General features: G+C 73.0%; 17 protein-coding genes and 1 tRNA gene. 7 read left to right on the forward strand and 11 right to left on the reverse strand.

Annotation, left to right across the window (positions count from 1 at the left end; all coding sequences use genetic code 11):
* Positions 1-313: 313 nt before the first annotated feature.
* On the forward strand, positions 314-1,408 hold the full coding sequence (locus VIB11_RS07445) for a GTP-binding protein (protein ID WP_332029876.1): 1,095 nt from the start codon (positions 314-316) through the stop codon (positions 1,406-1,408).
* Positions 1,409-1,564: 156 nt separating this feature from the next.
* On the opposite strand, the gene VIB11_RS07450 is transcribed toward VIB11_RS07445, so the two are convergent.
* From VIB11_RS07450 to galU, 9 genes are all read right to left on the reverse strand, one after another.
* Positions 1,565-1,640, reverse strand: a tRNA-Ala gene (locus VIB11_RS07450).
* Between the two features lie 93 nt (positions 1,641-1,733).
* Positions 1,734-2,462, reverse strand: a complete 729-nt coding sequence (locus VIB11_RS07455) for a zf-HC2 domain-containing protein (protein ID WP_332029878.1) — start codon at positions 2,460-2,462, stop codon at positions 1,734-1,736.
* Complete coding sequence (locus tag VIB11_RS07460) at positions 2,459-2,971, reverse strand: sigma-70 family RNA polymerase sigma factor (protein ID WP_332029880.1); 513 nt, start codon at positions 2,969-2,971, stop codon at positions 2,459-2,461. Before VIB11_RS07460 ends, VIB11_RS07455 begins: the two co-directional genes overlap by 4 nt.
* 270 nt (positions 2,972-3,241) lie before the next feature.
* A complete protein-coding gene (locus VIB11_RS07465; protein WP_332029882.1) occupies positions 3,242-4,309 on the reverse strand; it encodes a hypothetical protein in 1,068 nt (355 codons plus the stop codon).
* 10 nt (positions 4,310-4,319) lie between these two features.
* Positions 4,320-4,982 carry a GNAT family protein gene (locus VIB11_RS07470; protein WP_332029884.1) on the reverse strand — a complete coding sequence of 221 codons (663 nt, stop codon included), beginning with the start codon at positions 4,980-4,982 and terminating at the stop codon, positions 4,320-4,322.
* The gene (locus VIB11_RS07475; RefSeq protein ID WP_332029886.1) at positions 4,982-5,440 is read right to left on the reverse strand and encodes a MogA/MoaB family molybdenum cofactor biosynthesis protein; all 459 of its coding nucleotides are present in this window, start codon (positions 5,438-5,440) and stop codon (positions 4,982-4,984) included. The genes VIB11_RS07470 and VIB11_RS07475 overlap by 1 nt, the downstream gene beginning before the upstream one ends.
* Before the next feature lie 14 nt (positions 5,441-5,454).
* Complete coding sequence (gene moaC, locus VIB11_RS07480; protein WP_332029907.1) at positions 5,455-5,883, reverse strand: cyclic pyranopterin monophosphate synthase MoaC; 429 nt, start codon at positions 5,881-5,883, stop codon at positions 5,455-5,457.
* A gap of 44 nt (positions 5,884-5,927) precedes the next feature.
* Positions 5,928-7,148, reverse strand: a complete 1,221-nt coding sequence (glp, locus tag VIB11_RS07485; protein ID WP_332029888.1) for a gephyrin-like molybdotransferase Glp — start codon at positions 7,146-7,148, stop codon at positions 5,928-5,930.
* Between the two features lie 7 nt (positions 7,149-7,155).
* The gene (galU, locus tag VIB11_RS07490) at positions 7,156-8,058 is read right to left on the reverse strand and encodes a UTP--glucose-1-phosphate uridylyltransferase GalU (protein WP_332029890.1); all 903 of its coding nucleotides are present in this window, start codon (positions 8,056-8,058) and stop codon (positions 7,156-7,158) included.
* A gap of 64 nt (positions 8,059-8,122) precedes the next feature.
* Here galU and VIB11_RS07495 point away from each other — a divergent pair, with 64 nt between their 5' ends.
* The gene (locus tag VIB11_RS07495) at positions 8,123-8,692 is read left to right on the forward strand and encodes a 5-formyltetrahydrofolate cyclo-ligase (RefSeq protein ID WP_332029892.1); all 570 of its coding nucleotides are present in this window, start codon (positions 8,123-8,125) and stop codon (positions 8,690-8,692) included.
* Here VIB11_RS07495 and VIB11_RS07500 read toward each other — a convergent pair.
* Entirely contained in the window at positions 8,678-11,275 is a 2,598-nt protein-coding gene (locus tag VIB11_RS07500) for a penicillin acylase family protein (protein ID WP_332029894.1), read from the reverse strand. The two genes, VIB11_RS07495 and VIB11_RS07500, sit on opposite strands and share 15 nt — an antisense overlap.
* 46 nt (positions 11,276-11,321) lie before the next feature.
* On the opposite strand from VIB11_RS07500, the gene VIB11_RS07505 reads away from it, so the two are divergent.
* The 5 genes from VIB11_RS07505 to mscL all read left to right on the forward strand — a co-directional run bounded on the left by VIB11_RS07505 (position 11,322) and on the right by mscL (position 15,348).
* On the forward strand, positions 11,322-12,851 hold the full coding sequence (locus tag VIB11_RS07505; RefSeq protein ID WP_332029896.1) for a potassium/proton antiporter: 1,530 nt from the start codon (positions 11,322-11,324) through the stop codon (positions 12,849-12,851).
* Positions 12,852-12,906: 55 nt separating this feature from the next.
* Positions 12,907-13,182: an FmdB family zinc ribbon protein gene (locus VIB11_RS07510; protein ID WP_332029898.1), complete on the forward strand. Its 276-nt coding sequence runs from the start codon at positions 12,907-12,909 to the stop codon at positions 13,180-13,182.
* Between the two features lie 102 nt (positions 13,183-13,284).
* A complete protein-coding gene (locus VIB11_RS07515) occupies positions 13,285-14,124 on the forward strand; it encodes an S-methyl-5'-thioadenosine phosphorylase (RefSeq protein ID WP_332029900.1) in 840 nt (279 codons plus the stop codon).
* 27 nt (positions 14,125-14,151) lie between these two features.
* Positions 14,152-14,823, forward strand: a complete 672-nt coding sequence (locus tag VIB11_RS07520; protein WP_332029902.1) for an SAF domain-containing protein — start codon at positions 14,152-14,154, stop codon at positions 14,821-14,823.
* A gap of 153 nt (positions 14,824-14,976) precedes the next feature.
* Positions 14,977-15,348: a large conductance mechanosensitive channel protein MscL gene (mscL, locus tag VIB11_RS07525; RefSeq protein WP_332029904.1), complete on the forward strand. Its 372-nt coding sequence runs from the start codon at positions 14,977-14,979 to the stop codon at positions 15,346-15,348.
* Positions 15,349-15,476: 128 nt separating this feature from the next.
* On the opposite strand, the gene VIB11_RS07530 is transcribed toward mscL, so the two are convergent.
* On the reverse strand, positions 15,477-17,671 hold a 2,195-nt coding region (locus VIB11_RS07530; protein ID WP_332029906.1), incomplete at its 5' end, for an AAA domain-containing protein.

The following is a 17,671-nucleotide window of genomic DNA, read 5'->3' on the forward strand; positions in this document are numbered from 1 at the left end:
CACTTCCGCACGTCAGTCCTCTCGTTGGGTGGCGAGAACGTATCGGGAATGATTCTCATTCACAAATCCCTTCAGTCGCCTTGCGCCAGCCACCCACCCTGTGATTAGTTGAGAATCGTTCTCAACTAACCCTGAACGGAAGGCGCAGCAGTTCCATGCAGCCACTCCCCCACCTGACCTCCCCACGAGCGTTCGCCGGCAGGCACACTGGGACCCACGCCCTGCCAGGAGGGCTGACCCTTCGCGAGTCCGGGGCCGGACTGGCGCCTGAGAACAGCGTCGAAGGGCCCGCTGCGGATCAGGCGGATGCTCCATGAGCGCATCGCCCACCCCCGTCGTCCTGATCACCGGCGTCTGCGCGAACGCCATGGCTGCTGCCACCATCGGGCAGCAGTGGGATCTTCCCGGCGCCGTCGTGGTGCATCACCGCATCGACGTGGAAGGTCAGCAGCTGCACCGCCTCGTCAGCGACGTGAGCGGCGCCCTCGAACGAGAAGTGATCGACCTGGCCCACGCCTGCGTCGGGTGCGCGATTCGCGAGGACATCATCCCGACGCTGCGTCGTCTTGCCGACGTCGGGCGATGGCAGAGCATCGTGGTCCACCTCCCGGTGGCAGCCGAGGCACGGCAGGTATGCCGCGTGCTCGAGGCAGAGCGGGTGGTCGACATCAAGGTCACCGCCATCGTCACAGCCTTGGACGGGACCGATCTCGTTTCCACCCTGACCGGAGACGCGCTCCTGTGTGAAGAGGGCAGGCACACGGCCGAGGAGGACCGGCGCGGAACTGCCGAGACTGCCTGCGCCCTCATCGAGTACGCCGACGTCGTCTCGGTGCACGGAGCAGCCCCACCGGAGGGCTTGGGCCTCGTGCGGGCCCTGGCGCGGCCGGGCGCCGTCCTGGTGGGCGACGCTGGCCTGCAGCCGACGAGCGTGCTCATTGACGGTGTGCACCACCACGACGAGGCCGAGTCGTGGGTCTCCGAGATGCGCATCGCACCACTGCCCCGCCTCGTGAGCGAGTCGGTGTGGCAGTTGGACCTCCGCTCCGATCGGCCCCTTCACCCCGCACGCCTTCACGACCGTCTGGGCACCATCGGGGGCGGAGCGCACCGCTCCCGTGGCTGCTTCTGGCTCGCCACCCGGCCTGGCACCGTGTGCGCTTGGGACGGCGCCGGCGGTCAGGTCAGCGTCGGCGCGGTCGCGTCGTGGGGGCATCAGGCACCCATGTCCCGGCTGGTCGTCACCGGGCTCGACGCGCTCACTTCTCCGGCCGAGCGCGCGGCCATCGAGGCGGCCTTCCGGGAGTGTCTCCTCACCGAGGCCGAGTTGGCTGAGCGCGGTCCCTACTGGGATGTCGCTTCAGACGGCTTCGAGCCGTGGCTCGGAACTATCCGGATCGCCGCTTGAGCGGCCACCCAGGAAGTGCGCACCACGCCGACGACGCCGGTGACGTGGCCACACCACGTTCGGGGTCTCACCTGACGTGGCCAGTAGTCAGCCGCTGGCGCCCCAGGTTCAGATGCGGAGAAGGACCCACGACGAGCGTGTGGGTCCTTCTCTGCGTGGTGGAGCTGAGGGGATTCGAACCCCTGACCTTCTCATTGCGAACGAGACGCGCTACCAACTGCGCCACAGCCCCATGATGCGGACGAAACAATAACACCAGCCCTGCCCGCGACGGAAAACGGCTCGCCTCCGCTCGGGCAAGGCCTCGGGCCCCACGTCGGGCCACTCACCCGAGCCGCGCGCGCACCACCGTCTCCCCCGTGTCGACCCGCCGGATCTCCACCGCGGCGATCTGGTCGGGCCGCAGCGGGGACGCAGCGGCGGGCCGCATGACGCGGTCGGGCTTGGCCGTCCAGACCTTCGCCTGGACCGCCCTGCCCTGGCGGTCCACGACCCAGATCGCGTACTCGGCCCAGGCGCCCTCGGCAACGGACCCGTCCGGTCCCTTCAGCGCGTACTGGCACTCCACGAGCAGCTGCGTCCCCGACGTCCTGGGCAGTACGTCGACCACGGCCGTCATCGGCGAGGCCGTCACCGGCGAGAAGGCCACGCGGACCGGACCCGTCGTCGCGGTGGCCGAGGGGGGCGCGTCCGCACCGCCGACAGTCTCCGACAGCGCGTACCCGCCCAGCCCACCGACCACGAGCGCGATGGCTGCAGCCGCGGCCGGGACGAGTACGTGCCGCCCCCAGCGTCGGGGTTCGGCCGGCAGCACTGGCATGAGTGAGGGTGGCGGCTCGGCGGCGACAGCGTCGCCCGCGGGCTCGTCCACCGCGAGCAGGTCGCTGGCGGGCACCCGAGCGAGCAGCCCGGGCAGCCCCGCGAGCTCGACGATGGCGTCACGACACGCCTGGCAGCCGCCGAGGTGCTCCTCGAACTCCTTCCGCTGCTCCGGCGAGAGGGCACCGAGGACGTAGGCCGCGTCCCACTGCCCGTACGGGTGGGCGCCGCTCATGGGTGGCTCACCCCCTTCTCCTGCAGGGCCAGGCGCAGGCCCCGCAGCCCGTAGTGCAGCCGCGACTTCACGGTCCCCTCCGGGATGTGCAGGGTGCCGGCGATCTCGGCCACGCTTCTCCCCTCGTAGTAGGCGGCCGCGATGACCTCGCGGTGCTCCGCCGACAGCGCCGCCAGCGCGTCGGCGATGAGCCACCGGTCCAGCACCTCACCGGTCCGGTCGGCCTCGCTCTGTCCCTCGACGTCCGCCGGGCCGATCTCGTGCCGAGCGGCGGCGCTGCGCCACCGGTCCACGACGATGTGCCGCGTCACGGTGAACAGCCAGGCCCGTGCCGCGGCGTCGCTGCGGCTGGTGAGCTGCGGGTCACGCCAGGCACGCAGCAGCGCCTCCTGGACGACGTCCTCGGCGACGTGGGGGTCGTGGGTGAGCCGGAGCGCGAATCTCCACAGCTCGGGGGCGTGCCTGTCGTGGAGGCTCTGCAGCGCGGCTTCCCTCTGCCCTGGTGCCACGGATCCCCTTTCGCCACTCCGATGGTCTCCGCAGGTGCTGCTGCCGTAAAGGACGAGGCAGCCGCCACCCGGGTTCACCCCCGACGCGACCGCGGAGCCGATGTGTCCCGGAAAAAGGGGCGAGCCCGGTGAACCGCACCCGCTTCCATCTCGTCTGCACCTCATGTCCACGCGTCCACCCGAGGAGAGGCGGCAGGAAGATGGCCGGCTACCCAGTGAGCGGTCCGGGTGCTGCCACCCGTCGCTCGCGCGAGGACGACGTGCTGGGGACTAGGCGCCTGCGACGCGTCGGACGGGCTCGTCGTATGCCGCGTCAGCCAGCTCCGGCGGCACGCCCTGTTCGACGGGGGCTGGGGCGTGCCGCTGGGCCATCGCCTTCATCGTGTAGGTGGGGCGGGGCACGGGGACGGGATCCCAGGTGAGGGGGATGTCGTCCTCGTCGACGAGGAGGCCGGTGGGCGGCACTGGCGCGGGCGTGGGGGATGTCGGCGCCGGTGCCGCGGCGGCCGCCACCTGGCCGATCTCGCCGGCCTCGACCGCCTGGATGTCGTAGAGGTCCTCACGGCGGGAGTCACGCTCCGGGCCGGCGTAGGCGTCGGCATCGGCATCGGCCTCGGCGGAGCCACCGCCCGCGGTGGCGGCAGCGTCCGTCGGCACGCCCCCACCGGGAGCGAGAGCGTCCTGCGTCGAGCGCTCCGCCCGGGCCACCCGCCCGGTCTGGCCGGGGCCGGACGTGCGCCGGGCCGTCTCGGCGCGTTCGCCCGCGCGCTGGACCCGCTGGCGACGGCTGGCCTCCCGGCGCGCGGCCTGCTCGGCCCGTGCCCCGCGACGCATCCACACGAGCACCGCACCGAGGGCGGCGACCGGCGCTGCAACGGCCGGCACCGGCACCACGCCGAGCACGGCCAGGACGGCTGTGGCCAGGAGGGCGGCGACGACACCGAGGAAGGTGAGCCCGCGGGCCCGGCGCCCCGTGGCGAGCGGGGCAGGGCCGCGCAGGGCCGGCGCGGTCGAGGCGACCGGCTGAGCGTCGGCCCACGGACCGGCGTCGTCGCCGGTCACCGAGGAAGTGGCACCAGCGGCAGCGGAGTCCGCTCGCTTCACCAGCACCTGGGGGCGTGCCGGCCGGGCCGGGCCCACGGCATACGAGGTCGGCTGGGGCTCGGAGAGGTCGGGCGCGGCGAGGGCCGAGCGGCGCTCGAGGACGCGCATCGACTCGGAGAAGCGGTCCACGGACCGCGCGATCGCGAGCTGCTCGCGGCGGCGCACCCAGTGCTGGAGGAAGTAGGCAGCCCAGATCGCAATGACGACAAGGAAGATCAGACTGCTGGGCGGCACGGGGAAGACGTTAGGGCCCTTCCGCGCCGCCTCCGGGGACGCACGGCGGTGTGTCGCCAATGTGACTGTTGTGGTTTGTGTGAAGACGCTCCAGCAGGGTCCGCCCCCCGAGGTCCTCACGGGTCAGGGCAAAGGTCCGGTGGTCCCGCCACGCGCCGTTGATGTGGAGGTAGCGGACCCTCAGTCCCTCGTCCCGGAAGCCGAGCTTGCGCACCACGGCCAGGCTGGCGACGTTCTCGGGCCGGATGTTCACCTCGACCCGGTGCAGCCCGAGCTCGCCCATCGCGTAGTCCGCGGCACACGCCAGCGCGGTCGGTGCGATGCCACGGCCCGCCTCCTCCTGCGCCACCCAGTAGCCCGCGGCGCACGACAGCAGCGAGCCCCACGCCATCCCGAAGAGGTGCATCTGGCCGACCAGTCGGCGATCGGTGCGGATGACGAACGGCAGCATCCGCCCGGCCCGCGCCTCCTTGTTGTAGTGCCGCACGAGGGACCCGAACCGCACGGCGGGCACCTGCCCCTCCGGCGCGGTGGCCTCCCACTCCCCCAGCCAGGCGCGGTTCGTCGCGCGGACCGCCTGCCACTCGCGGTGGTCGGTGCGGCGGAGGGCGCCGAGCTCGATCTCCTGGCCCGCCGGGGTGCTGGCGTGCAGGACGACCGGCCAGCTGGGCATCAGTGGTCGCCGCCGCGGGCCTGCGAGACCGCGTGGGCCAGCACTGGTTCGAGCACCGCCAGCCCGTCACGGACCCCGCCCGTGGAGCCCGGCAGGTTGACCACGACGGTGCGGCCGGCCAGCCCGGCGACGCCGCGCGAGAGCATGGCGGTCGGCACGCCGGCCGCGACGCCGGCAGCCCTGATGGCCTCGGCGATGCCGGGCGCCTGCCGGTCCAGCACCGCGAGGGTCGCCTCGGGCGTCCCATCGGTGGGCGTGAGGCCCGTGCCGCCCGTCGTGACCACGACCGCAGGGTCGGAGCCGACCGCTTCGCGCAGGGCGGACTCCACCGCGGGGCCGTCGGGGACCACGACCGGGTCCGCCGTCTCGAACCCCCACTGCCGCAGCGCCTCGGCGACGATCGGGCCGCCGCGGTCCTCGTAGACGCCGGTCGCGGCACGTGTCGAACAGGTGATCACGACCGCACGGTGGCTCACGGCTCGGTCCAGTCCCCGGAGCGACCGCCGGACTTCGCGGTGACCCTGATGTCGGTGATGCGGGCGTGCCGGTCGACGGCCTTGACCATGTCGACCACCGTGAGCGCCGCGACGCTGACCGCCGTCAGCGCCTCCATCTCGATCCCGGTGCGGTCGGCCGTGCGCACCGTCGCCGCGACCTCCACGCCCTCGTCGACCACCTCGACCTCGACCTCGACGCCGTGGACGGCGATGGGGTGGGCCAGCGGGATGAGGTCGGGGGTGCGCTTCACCGCCTGGATGCCGGCTACGCGCGCGACCGCGAGCGCGTCACCCTTGGGGAGGTCCCCGGCCCGGAGGGCGGCGACGGCCTCCTCGGAGATCAGGACCCGGCCGCGGGCAGTCGCCTGGCGGGCGGTGACGTCCTTGCCCGACACGTCGACCATGTGGGCCGAGCCGTCGGCCCGGACGTGGGTGAGGCGGCGCTCGCTCACGGCGCCTCCGCCCCCAGCAGCGGCAGGCAGTCGACCCGGTCGCCCTCGGCGACCTCGGTGACCTCCGGGGGAACGACCGCGAGCGCGTCGGCCGCGGCCAGGGCGCCGAGCATGTGCGACCCCTGCCCGCCTGCGAGCCGGACCCGGTCGCCGTCGAAGACGACCCGGGTGAACTCCATCTTCCCCGGAACCGACTGCCAGGACTCGGCGGCCACGGCCGGCACGTAGCCCGGGGGCCAGGCGTTCTCGGGCCGCCCGGCCATCGCCCGCAGTGCCGGGGCGACGAAGACGTGGAAGGACACCAGCGCGCTGACGGGGTTCCCCGGGAGGGTGAAGACCGGGACCCGCTCCTCGCCGAGCACCCCGAACCCCTGCGGCATCCCGGGACGCATGGCGACCTTGTCGAACTGCATCGTCCCGACCCGGGAGAGCACTTGCTTGACCGTGTCGAAGGCCCCCATGCTCACCCCGCCGGTCGTGATGATGACGTCCGCCCGGACGAGCTGGCTCTCGATCGTCTCCATGAGCTGGCGCGCGTCGTCGGGCACTCCGCCGACGCGGTACGGCGTGGCGCCCACGGACCGCACCGCGGCAGTGAGCATGACGGAGTTCGAGTCCACGATCTGCCCGAAGCCGGGCTCGCGCCCGGGCTCCACGAGCTCGTCGCCGGTCGACAGCACGACAACCCTGGGCCTCGGGACGACCCGGACCCGCGCCACGCCGGCCGCGGCGAGGAGCGCGATCTGGCCGGGGCCGAGCAGGGTCCCGGAGCGCAAGATGGTCTGGCCCTCGCGCACGTCCTCGCCGGCCGCCCGGACGTGCTGGCCGGGCTCGGGGGACCCGTGCACGCTGACGTGGACGACACCGCCGTCGGTCTGCTCGACCGGCACGACCGCGTCGGCGCCCCGCGGCATGGGCGCGCCCGTCATGATGCGCATGGTCTGGCCCATGACCAGCGAGAGGGCGTTGGTGTTGCCGGCGGCGATGTCGTTGACGACGGGGAGCACCACAGGGGACTCCTCGCTCGCGCCGGCCACGTCCGCCGCGTGCACGGCATACCCGTCCATCGCCGAGTTGGTGAAGCCCGGCAGCTGCACCTTGGCCTGGACGTCCGCGGCCAGGACGCACCCCTGCGCGTCGAGCACGCCGAGGTCGAACGACCGCACCGGCCGGACCGTCTCGAGGATCCGAGCGAGGTGCTGCTCGACGGCGATCATCCAGGGGTCACCGGTGCGCGAGGGCCTGATGGCGCTCGGCGGCGAACTCGTCGAGCCACGTGCCGAAGTCCTCGCCGAGCTCGGGGTGGACGAGGCCGAGCTTGACGACCGCCTTGAGGTAGTCGAGCCGGTCGCCGGTGTCGTAGCGGCGGCCACGGAAGACCACGCCGTGGACCCCGCCGCCCGTTGCGTCCGACGTGGCGAGCTCCTGCAGGGCATCGGTCAGCTGGATCTCGTTGCCGCGGCCCGGCTTGGTGTGCTCGAGCACCTCGAACACCGCGGGGTCGAGGACGTAGCGACCGATGATGGCCAGGTTGCTCGGCGCCTCGGAGGCGTCCGGCTTCTCCACGAGGCCGGTCACCCGGACGACGTCACCCTCCACCGGCTCGACCGCCGCGCAGCCGTAGAGGTGCACCGACTCCTCGGGGACCTCCATCAGCGCGATGACGCTGCCGCCGCGCTCCTCGCGCACCCGGACCATCTCCTCGAGGAGGTGGTCGCGGCTGTCGATCAGGTCGTCGCCGAGCAGCACGGCGAACGGGTTGTCACCCACGTGCTCCTTGGCCACCAGGACGGCGTGCCCGAGGCCGAGCGGCTGCCCCTGGCGGACGAAGTGCACCTTGCCGAGGTCGGCCGACTCGCGCACGCGCTTGAGCCGGTGCTGGTCACCCTTGGCCTCCAAGGCGGCCTCGAGCTCCCAGTGGCGGTCGAAGTGGTCCTCGAGGGCGATCTTGTTGCGGCCGGTGATGACGAGCACATCACCCAGCCCGGCGCGCACCGACTCCTCGACGACGTACTGGATCGCCGGCTTGTCGACGACGGGCAGCATCTCCTTCGGCGTTGCCTTGGTGGCTGGGAGGAACCGGGTGCCCAGCCCGGCAGCGGGGATGACGGCCTTCGTGACACTCATGCGCACACCCTACTTGTCGGCCACCGTCCCGCACGGTCGGTTCCCAGGGGCCACAATGGCGCCCGTGACGGGGTATGCCGCGGGGGCCGGGCCGGTGGACAAGCGCGCCCTGCGCGCCATGGTGCGGGCGCAGCGGCGGGAGCTGGTCGCGGGGCGCGACCGCGCCGCCGACGCCGAGTCGATCGCCCGGTCCGCCGTCGAGCTGGCGGAGGCGCTCGGCCTGGTCCCGGGAGACTGGGTGAGCGCCTACGAGGCACGGCCCACCGAGCCCCCCACGGACCGGCTCATCGAGGCCATGCAGGCCCGCGGCATACGGGTCATGGTGCCGATCACGCTGCCCGACCTCGACCTGGACTGGGCCGAGGCCGGCGGCGGGGAGCCGCTGGGGCTCGGGGCCATCGCCTCGGCGCGGGTGGTCTTCCTCCCCGCGCTGTCGGTGGACGCCACGGGCACCCGCCTCGGCCAGGGCGGCGGCTGCTACGACCGAGCCGTCCCCCGCGCTCCCGGCGCCCGGCTCGTCGCGATCGTGCACCCCTGGGAGGTCCGGGCGGACCCGCTGCCGCGAGAGGAGCACGACCGGCCCGTGGAGGCGGTCATCACGGCCGGCGCGCCGCTGCGCTCACTCGCCGGCTGAGGGCATCAGCCGCAGCTCGTCCTTCGCGGCCTCCCGCACGGCCTTCTCCGAGTGCGGCCACGGGTACGTCTCGTTCTTCGCCCACGTGTCGACCTGGTCGTCGTAGTGGTCGTGGAACGCGTGGCCGCTGTTGCCGGTCTGGTTGACCCACGTGGAGCGGTCGAGGTCGGCGAGGTCGACGACCATGCGCATCGACGGGGCCCAGTCCACCTCGAAGCCCTGGCTCGCGTCCCAGCCGTTGGCGTTCACGATGGCCGGCCCGCCGGGCAGGGCCACCGGCCCGCGGTTGAACAGCATGCGGACCGCGCCGGGGACGCTGTCGCCGCCGAGCACCTTGTGGGTCAGGCTCAGCTCGTGCAGGGCTCCCCACTCCCAGCCGGAGGGGTCCTTGCCGACCTCCTTGGTCAGCTGCAGCCGGGCGTCGACGAGCGCGAGCCGCATGATCTCGGCCTGGCCCTCGGTCACCCCCGGGGTGAGCTTGTTGTCCCACCAGGCGCTGCGCGGCTTGGCCAGCAGGTTGGTGATCGTCTGCATCCACTGGTCACCGCCGTTGGCGCGCAGGTCGTCCGGCAGCTCGTCGTTGAAGGTGAGCTCCATGAGGTTGGACCACACGGCGTTGTAGTAGGCCGCCGCGGCGCTGGAGTCGGAGCGGCCCACCGGGTTGGAGTAGTCCCAGTCCCGCAGCAGGTCCTGCGCCTCCTCGGTGAACTGGTCGTTCCCGAGGTCGACCTCGAGCAGGGTCTTGACCAGCGTCGGAGCGAACTGGCTGTGCGTGTCGCCCTGGATCTGCCTCATCCGCTGCGGCGTGACCTTGTCCTCCTTCTCCAGGAGGTCGCGGATCCGCTGGGACCGGAAGCCGAAGTCCCACTGCGTCGTGAGGAACGGCGTCGGGCTCGCGGTGACCGCCTGGTTCGCGGTGACGATGAAGCCCTCCGGCGGGTCGTACGCCCACGGCATCTGCTCGAACGGCACGTAGCCCTGCCAGTCCGAGCTGGACCGCCAGCCCGCCGCCGGCCAGAAGCCGGGGACCGCGCCGGGGGTGTCGGACCTGCGGACCGGGATCTGCCCGGGGGCCTGGTAGCCGATGTGGCCCTCACGGTCCGCGTACAGCAGGTTCTGGCTGGGCACCGCGAACGACTTCGCGGCCTCCCGGAACTCGGTGAAGCTCGTCGCGCGGTTGAGCCCGAAGATCGCGTCGGCCGTCCGGCTCGGGGTCAGGCCGGTCCAGGCAAGGGACACCGCGTAGGCATCCGCGTTCGGCGCACCGCTCACGGGCGAGGTCCGCCCGGCGTCGGAGAGGTCCGGGACGACATCGGAGAGCAGGGGGCCGTGCGGGGTGCTGCGCACCGTGATCGTGTGGTCGCCGGCGCCCGCGACCTTGATCGTCTCGCGACGCTCCCGCAGCGGGTAGTACCGGCCGTCGCGGCGGTAGGTGCCGTCGCGGAGCTGCTCGAGGAAGAAGTCGGTGACGTCCGGGCCGAGGTTGGTCATGCTCCAGGCGACCGACTGGTTGTGGCCGATGACCACGCCCGGGAGCCCCGCGAAGGAGAAGCCGCTGACGTCGAAGGGGCACTCGGTCCCCACGCTCCGGCAGTGCAGGCCCACCTGGTACCAGATGCCGGGGATGCCGACGCCGAGGTGCGGGTCGTTCGCCAGCAGCGGCTTGCCGGTGCTCGACTTCTCCGGCCCGACGACCCAGGCGTTGGAGCCGATCCCGCGACCCCGACCGAAGGTCAGGGGCACCTGCTCCAGCAGGCGCTGCGCCGCGGCATACGCGCTCTGGGCCCCCGGTGCGGTGCGCTCCTCGAGGGGCACGAGGTCCGGCACGGAGGCGCCGGGCACCGCCGAGGCGGGGCCGGAGGAGCCGGGTGCCCAGTCCTGCGCCGACAGGATCGGCGCGTTCGTGCCGAAGGGGTAGGGCGGGTACAGCTCGGCGATCTGCGCGGCGGGGACCCGCCCGGCCAGGCGCGCACGGGTCAGCTCGTTGTCGTAGTCGCCGCGCAGGTCCCAGGCCATCGCCTTGAGCCACGCCAGGGAGTCGGCCGGGGTCCACGGCTCGACCCGGTAGTCCTTGACCTGCTGGCCGAGGACGACGTACTCGAGCCCCATGCGCGAGGGGGTGCCCTGGCGGTCGATGTAGGCGTTGACCCCGTCGGCGTAGGCCTGGAGGTACTGGCGCGTCGCCGGCTCCAGCAGCGGCAGCTCGGCCTCGGCGACCCGGCGCCAGCCCAGGGTGCGGATGACCTTGTCGGTCTCCAGGCCGCTCGACCCGACCATCTCCGAGAGCCGGCCGGACGTGATGTGGCGGCGCAGGTCCATCTCGAAGAAGCGGTCCTGGGCGTGGACGAAACCCTGCGCCCGGAAGAGGTCCTGGGCGTTGTCGGCGTAGATCTGCGGTACGCCCCGGTCGTCCCGCAGCACGGTCACGGCCTTGCTCAGCCCGGGGACCGGGAGCTCGCCGTCGGTGACGGGAAAGGGCCGCCGCACCCACGTGACACCCACGATCGCGGACACGACGAGGAGCACGGCGAGGAGGGCGGCCAGCGACACGGCGACGCGGCGGGCCAGAATGACGCGGGACACCCTGCGAGACTAGGACACACAGCGAGCGAGAGGACACGACGGGGCCGTGGACGGGTTGTTCCTCGCTGCTCAAGGGGCCTTCACCCTGGAGGACCTCACCCCTGCCCTCCTGGTCGGCTCCCTGGTCCTGCTGGTGTCGGTCGCGGCCGTGCGCCTCTCCGTGAAGTCCGGCCTCCCCTCCCTGCTGCTCTACCTCGGCATCGGCCTGGCCATCGGCGAGGCCGGGCTCGGCATCGAGTTCGACTCGGCCGAGCTCACCCAGGTCCTCGGGTATGCCGCGCTCATCCTCATCCTCGCCGACGGTGGGCTCACCACGAGATGGGAGGGCATCCGTGGTGCTGTGGCGCCCGCGGCCGTGCTGTCGACCGTGGGCGTCGCCGTCTCCGTGGTCGTGGTCGGCGTGGCCTGCCGCTACCTGCTCGACCTGCCGTGGACCACCGCGCTGCTCGTCGGAGCCATCCTCAGCTCGACCGACGCTGCCGCGGTGTTCTCGGTGCTGCGCCGGGTACCCCTCCCCCGCCGGATCACCGGCCTGCTCGAGGCCGAGTCCGGTTTCAACGACGCGCCTGTCGTCATCCTCGTCACGGCCCTGGCGGCGGCGAGCGCCGACCCGGCCCAGGCCGACCCCTGGTGGGTGCTGACGTGGCACGCCGCCGTCGAGCTGGCCGGCGGCTCGCTGATCGGCCTCGCGGTCGGCTGGGCCGGCGGGCAGTTCCTGCGCCGCGCGGCCTCCGGCTCGTCCGGCCTGTTCTCGATCGGCGTGCTCTCGCTCACGGTCCTGGCGTATGCCGCCGCCGTCAGCGTCCACACCAGCGGCTTCATCGCGTGCTACCTCGCCGCCCTGGTGCTGGGCAACATGACGCTCCCGCACCGGCCGGCGGTGACAGCCTTCGCCACCTCCATGGGTTGGTTCGCGCAGATCGGGCTCTTCGTGCTCCTGGGGCTGCTGGCCTCGCCCAGCAGGCTCGACGAGCAGCTCCTCCCGGCCGTGGTGCTGGGGCTCGTCCTGCTGCTGGCGGCCCGGCCACTGTCGGTGGTGGTGTCGATGACGCCGTTCCGCTTCTCCTGGCGCGACCAGGCGTTCCTGTCCTGGGCGGGGCTGCGCGGCGCCGTGCCGGTCGTCCTGGCCACCGTCCCGCTGACGCTCGGCGCGCCCGAGGTCGACTGGATCTTCGACCTGGTGTTCGTCCTGGTCGTGATCTTCACGCTGGTACAGGCCCCGACGCTGCCGTGGGTCGCCCGCCGGCTGGGCGTGGCGACGAGCTACCGGAGCCTGGACCTCGCCGTGGAGTCGACACCGCTGGAGGAGCTCGGCGCCGAGCTGCTGCAGGTGAGCGTCGGGCCCGAGTCGCGGCTGCACGGGGTGGAGGTCTTCGAGCTGCGCCTGCCCCAAGGGGCCAACGTCACGCTCGTCGTCCGCGGAGGGGCGGGGTTCGTGCCCGCCCCGAACACCGCGATCCGCCGGGGAGACCAGCTGTTGATCGTGGCGACCTCGGAGACCAGGGCCAAGGTCGAGCGGCGGGTCCGCGCGGTCAGCCAGCTCGGCCGCCTCGCCGGGTGGAAGAAGTCCGGCTGATCCAGCCGTATACTTGGCACTCGAAGACCGACAGTGCTAAATCCGGGAGGGAACCGTGCCGACGTACGCCTACGCGTGTACCGCGTGCGACCACCGCTTTGAGATCTTCCAGTCGTTCAGCGACGACTCGCTGACGCAGTGCCCCGAGTGCGAGGGCCGGCTGCGCAAGCTCTTCAACGCGGTCGGCGTCGTGTTCAAGGGCAACGGCTTCTACCGCACCGACTCCCGTTCGGGGTCCTCGGCCTCCGTCCCGGCCTCCACGGGCGACTCCGGCGCGTCCAAGGCCCCGGCGGCCTCCACCAGCAGCTCCTCGGACGGCTCCGCGGCCTGACCTGCGCCCCGGGCCGTCCACAGCCCGGCCGGGGACTTCGCGCCCTCCACAGCCCGCCCCTCCTCACCTCGACGCCGCCCGGCCCCTGCGTAGGCTCGGGCCATGACTGACGCACCCACCCCGCGGGCCGAGCTCGGTGTCATCGGCGGCTCCGGCTTCTACGAGTTCCTCACCGACGTCGAGCGGGTCACGGTCGACACGCCGTTCGGCGCGCCCAGCGACGACGTCGTGGTCGGTCAGCTCGGCGGGCGTCACGTCGCCTTCATCGCGCGTCATGGCCAGGGCCATCGCTTCCCGCCGCACCTGGTCAACTACCGCGCCAACCTCTGGGCGCTCCGGTCCGTGGGCGTGCGCCAGGTGCTCGCCCCCTGCGCGGTCGGCTCGCTCAAGCCCGAGCACGGGCCGGGGGTGATCGTCGTCCCCGACCAGGTGGTCGACCGCACCTGGGGTCGCGAGCACAGCGTGTATGCCGCGGAGGGCCCGGTCGTCCACGTCGGGTTCGCGGACCCGTACTGCCCGAACGGCCGCAGGGTCGCCCTCGAGGCCGCGCGCGACGCCGGCAAGGACGTCGTCGACGGCGGCACGCTGGTGGTCATCAACGGCCCGCGGTTCTCCTCCAAGGCCGAGTCGCTGTGGCACCAGCAGGCCGGCTGGTCGGTCATCGGGATGACGGCCATGCCGGAGGCCGCGATCGCGCGGGAGCTGGCGATGTGTTTCACGACGATCGCCCTGGTCACCGACCACGACGCCGGTGTCGCCGGCCACGAGGCGGTCACCCACGAGGAGGTGCTGCGGGTCTTCGCCGAGAACGTCGAGGGCCTCAAGACCGTGCTGCACTCGGCCCTGGCCGCCATGCCCGAGACCGAGTCGGACGACGAGGCCACCTGCCCGTGCCGGCGAGCGCTCGACGGGATCGCCCTCCCGTTCGCGCTGCCCGGCTGACGGGCGGACATGCGGGGGGTGGCGGACATGCGGGGGGCAGGGGCTGTCGGTGAGCGGGTGTTCGGGCGCGGGCGGCGCGGTGCCTGGCGGCGTGCTGTCACCCGGCGCCTGCTGGCGGCCGGTCTCGCGGCCGGTGCTGTGCTGGGTGGCCTGGCGGTCGCCCGGGCACCCGAGGGCGGGCCCCGCGTCCACGTCGTGGTGGCGGCCCGCGGGCTGCCGGCCGGGCACGAGGTGTCCGCGGGCGACCTGGCGGTCTCGTCCCGGCCTGCGGACTACGCCCCGAGCGGCGCGCCATCGTCCACCGCCGCGCTGGTGGGCCGGCGGCTCGCCGGCCCGGTGACAGCCGGAGAGGTGATGACGGAGCGGCGGGTTGTCGGCGCCGGTCTGCTGGCCGGACGGCCTGCCGACGAGGTCGCGGCCCACGTCAGCGTCGCCGACCCGGGCGCCCTCGCCATGGTGCGCCCCGGCGACTCCGTCGATGTCGTCACCGGGACCGGCGCGACGGTTGCCCACTCTGCCACGGTGCTCGCGGTCGGTCCTGAGTCAGGGCAGGAGGCCGCCGGGCTCGGGTTCACGGCCGACGTGGCAGGGCCGGGGCTGGTCCTGGCGGTGACCCCGGAGGTCGCAGCCGGGCTGGCGAGCGCGCCTCCGCACGAGACCGGCGGGTCAGGCCTGACGGTGGTGCTGCGCCGCCACTGAGGGTCGGCGTCGAGCAGCCCACGGTGCCTCCTGAGGCTCGGGCCCGAATGCCCACCCACGATGCCTCGTGCGGCCCTTCACCGAGCGCCGTGCAGGCACTCCTTCGCTACCGTGAGACCCGCGTGGAACTCACCAGCGAAAGGCGGGGCAGTCATGAAGGGCTTCAAGGACTTCATCATGCGCGGCAATCTCGTGGAGCTTGCCGTCGCGTTCGTCATGGGTGCGGCGTTCGCATCGGTGGTCACGACCTTCACCGCGGTGCTGTTGAGCCTTATCGGGAAGGCAGGGGGACGCCCGAACTTCAACTCCTACAACCCGGGTGGCGTGCCCGTGGGCGTCTTCCTCACCGCCCTGATCTCGTTCCTGATCCTGGCCGCCGTCGTCTACTTCTTCGTCGTGAAGCCCTACGAGGCCGCGCGCACCCGCTTCGCCCGGCAGGAGGAGGACGCCGCTCCCCCCGAGGACGTCCAGCTGCTCAAGGAGATCCGCGACCTGCTGGCCGGCCGACCGACCGGCACGATGTAGTCCGCCCTACGTCACTGATCCGCCAGACGGATCATTGACGTAGGGCATTGCGGCAGCCCTGGCAACGGGCCGCGACCTCACCGGTGTCGATGCCGCCCATCGATGCTGGCACCGGTGCCGGCGACAGCTCAGTCACTGCCCCAGTGCGGGGGCCGCTGCTCCTGCAGCCACCGGTCGTGGGCCGACTGGTCGGTGTGCTCACCCCAGCCGCGGTCGGTGTCGTCGAGCGTCTGCTCCGGGCCGGTCTTGGGTCGGCGCCGCATGATCCTCCGCTTCCGCGCGGTGTCGTCGGCGGTCTCCGCCGGGGTGTCGGCAGCCGGGGTGTCGGCAGCCGGCGTGTCGGCAGCCGGCGTGTCGGCAACAGCGATGTCGGCAGCAGAGGCGCCGACAGCAGCAGAGGCACCAGCAGTTCCGTCTGCGTCGTCGGGGCTGGGTCCCGCGACAGGCTCCTGGTCGGCTGGCTCCACGGCCACGTGGCTCGTCTCCTCCTCGCTGAGGCGCTTCGACGCGCGCTGGGCTGCCGCCACGACGCGGGCCACGTCGCGCGCCGGGTCCCGGAAGAGATCGGTGCTCCAGACCCGCACGTGCTCCCATCCCAGCCTGCCCAGCTGCTCCACGCGCAGCCGGTCCCGGTCCCGGGTGCTGCGCATCGCGGCATACCTGGGGCCGTCGGACTCCACGGCGACGAGCACCCGGCCCGGCCGGTGCGGGTCCTCGACCGCGAGGTCGAGGGGGTGGGTCGTTCCGTAGGACTCGTGCACGACGAGCCCTGCACTGCGCAGCCGGCGCGCGAACTCCGCGAGCACCGGCGAGCCGGGGCCCTTCCCTGGCCCGCTGACCGCGGCGGGCGCGACGGCCCCGCCCCGATCCGGGCCCGTCCCGGGTCCTTCGTCGCTGGGCGGCGCGGGCAGCGCGGTCGCCGACGACTCGGCATACGCCAGGAAGTCCCGGAGCATCACGGCGCCGCGGGCCTTCAGGCGCGACGGGTCCAGGTCCGCCGCCACGAGGGACGACACCACCGTCATCCGCCGCCGCGCGCGGGTGATGGCGACGTTGAGCCGGCGCTCGCCCCCCTCGAGGTTGAGCGGGCCGAAGCGGTGCAGCACCCGGCCGTGCGGGGTCTTGCCGTAGCCGATGGACAGGATGATGGCGTCGCGCTCGTCGCCCTGGACCCGCTCGAGGTTCTTGACGAAGAACCGCTCGGGCGCATCCTCGTCGAAGAAGCCTCCGACCCCGTCCGCGCCGATGAGCGCGCGGCGCAGGGCCTCCTCGATCCGGGCGGCGTGCTTGATGCCGAGGGCGATGACCCCGAGCGACTCCTGCGGACGGCTCCGCGCGTGCTCGAGCACGAGCTCGACGACCCGGTCGACCTCGGCGTCGGTGGACTCGATGGCCTCCTCGCCGGGCGCCACGACCCCGGCCCCCTCGACCGCCTCGAGCCGCACCACCGGTTCGCTTCCGGTGCCGGGGAAGGTGGTCAGGCTGCCGTCGTACACCTGCTGGTTGGCGAAGGCCACGAGACGCTCGTCGAGCGAGCGGTAGTGCCACGACAGGCGGCGCACCGGCAGCGAGGCCGCCAGCACGTCCAGCACCGACTCGAAGCCTTCGGTGAGGGCCTCGGTCTCGGCAGCAGACTCGTCATCGACGGCCGCGGTGAAGAACGACGTCGGCGGCAGCTGCCGTTCGTCGCCGGCCACGACGACCTGGCTCCCGCGGGAGATGGCCGAGATCGCCTGTGCCGGCGGGATCTGCGACGCCTCGTCGAAGATCACCACGTCGAACCAGCGGCCCGGGGGCAGCACCGACGCGACGACCAGGGGGCTCATGGCCCAGGCCGGTTTGATGGCCGTGAGCGTCTCGCCCGCGCGCGGCAGCAGGTCACGCAGCGGCCGGTGCCGGCGCGCCTTGCCGGCCTCGGCCCGCACCAGGGCCTCCTGCTCCGGGTGGTCGGCCAGCACCTCCCGCAGGCGGCGCCCGGCCGCCGCGCGCACCCGCTCTGCGGTGCCGCGCAGGTGGTCGTGGTCGGCAGCGACGTACTCCCCCGCGACCCGGCGCAGGTGCTCACCGTCGTGGGCGCCGTCGGCCGGGTCCGCGACGGGGAGGTGCTCCGCCAGCGACGTCCACCAGACGACGTCGAGCTCGGCAGCGACGGCGTCCGGCTCGATGCCGCGACGGGCGAGGTCGTCGAGGACGGGTCCCATGCCGGCGCCCCGCAGCGCGTCGAGGGGGCCCAGCACCTGCGGGATCACCGCGAGCCGCTCGGGGCGCGAGGCGAGTTCGGCCATCCGCTCGTGAAGACCCGTGAGGTCCGCGCCCAGCAGGT

Source organism: Pedococcus sp. (genome assembly GCF_036554925.1).
Classification (GTDB): Bacteria; Actinomycetota; Actinomycetes; order Actinomycetales; family Dermatophilaceae; genus Pedococcus_A.

Bases quoted from the DNA above. Each gene is read 5' to 3' on its own strand.
- glp (WP_332029888.1), bottom strand. From the start codon at position 7,148: ATGATCGCCGTCGAGCAGCACCTCGCTCGGATCCTCGAGACGGTCCGG.
- VIB11_RS07470 (WP_332029884.1), bottom strand. From the start codon at position 4,982: ATGCCCAGCTGGCCGGTCGTCCTGCACGCCAGCACCCCGGCGGGCCAG.
- VIB11_RS07445 (WP_332029876.1), top strand. From the start codon at position 314: ATGAGCGCATCGCCCACCCCCGTCGTCCTGATCACCGGCGTCTGCGCG.
- VIB11_RS07515 (WP_332029900.1), top strand. From the start codon at position 13,285: ATGACTGACGCACCCACCCCGCGGGCCGAGCTCGGTGTCATCGGCGGC.
- VIB11_RS07520 (WP_332029902.1), top strand. From the start codon at position 14,152: ATGCGGGGGGCAGGGGCTGTCGGTGAGCGGGTGTTCGGGCGCGGGCGG.
- moaC (WP_332029907.1), bottom strand. From the start codon at position 5,883: ATGGTCGACGTGTCGGGCAAGGACGTCACCGCCCGCCAGGCGACTGCC.
- VIB11_RS07455 (WP_332029878.1), bottom strand. From the start codon at position 2,462: ATGAGCGGCGCCCACCCGTACGGGCAGTGGGACGCGGCCTACGTCCTC.
- galU (WP_332029890.1), bottom strand. From the start codon at position 8,058: ATGAGTGTCACGAAGGCCGTCATCCCCGCTGCCGGGCTGGGCACCCGG.
- mscL (WP_332029904.1), top strand. From the start codon at position 14,977: ATGAAGGGCTTCAAGGACTTCATCATGCGCGGCAATCTCGTGGAGCTT.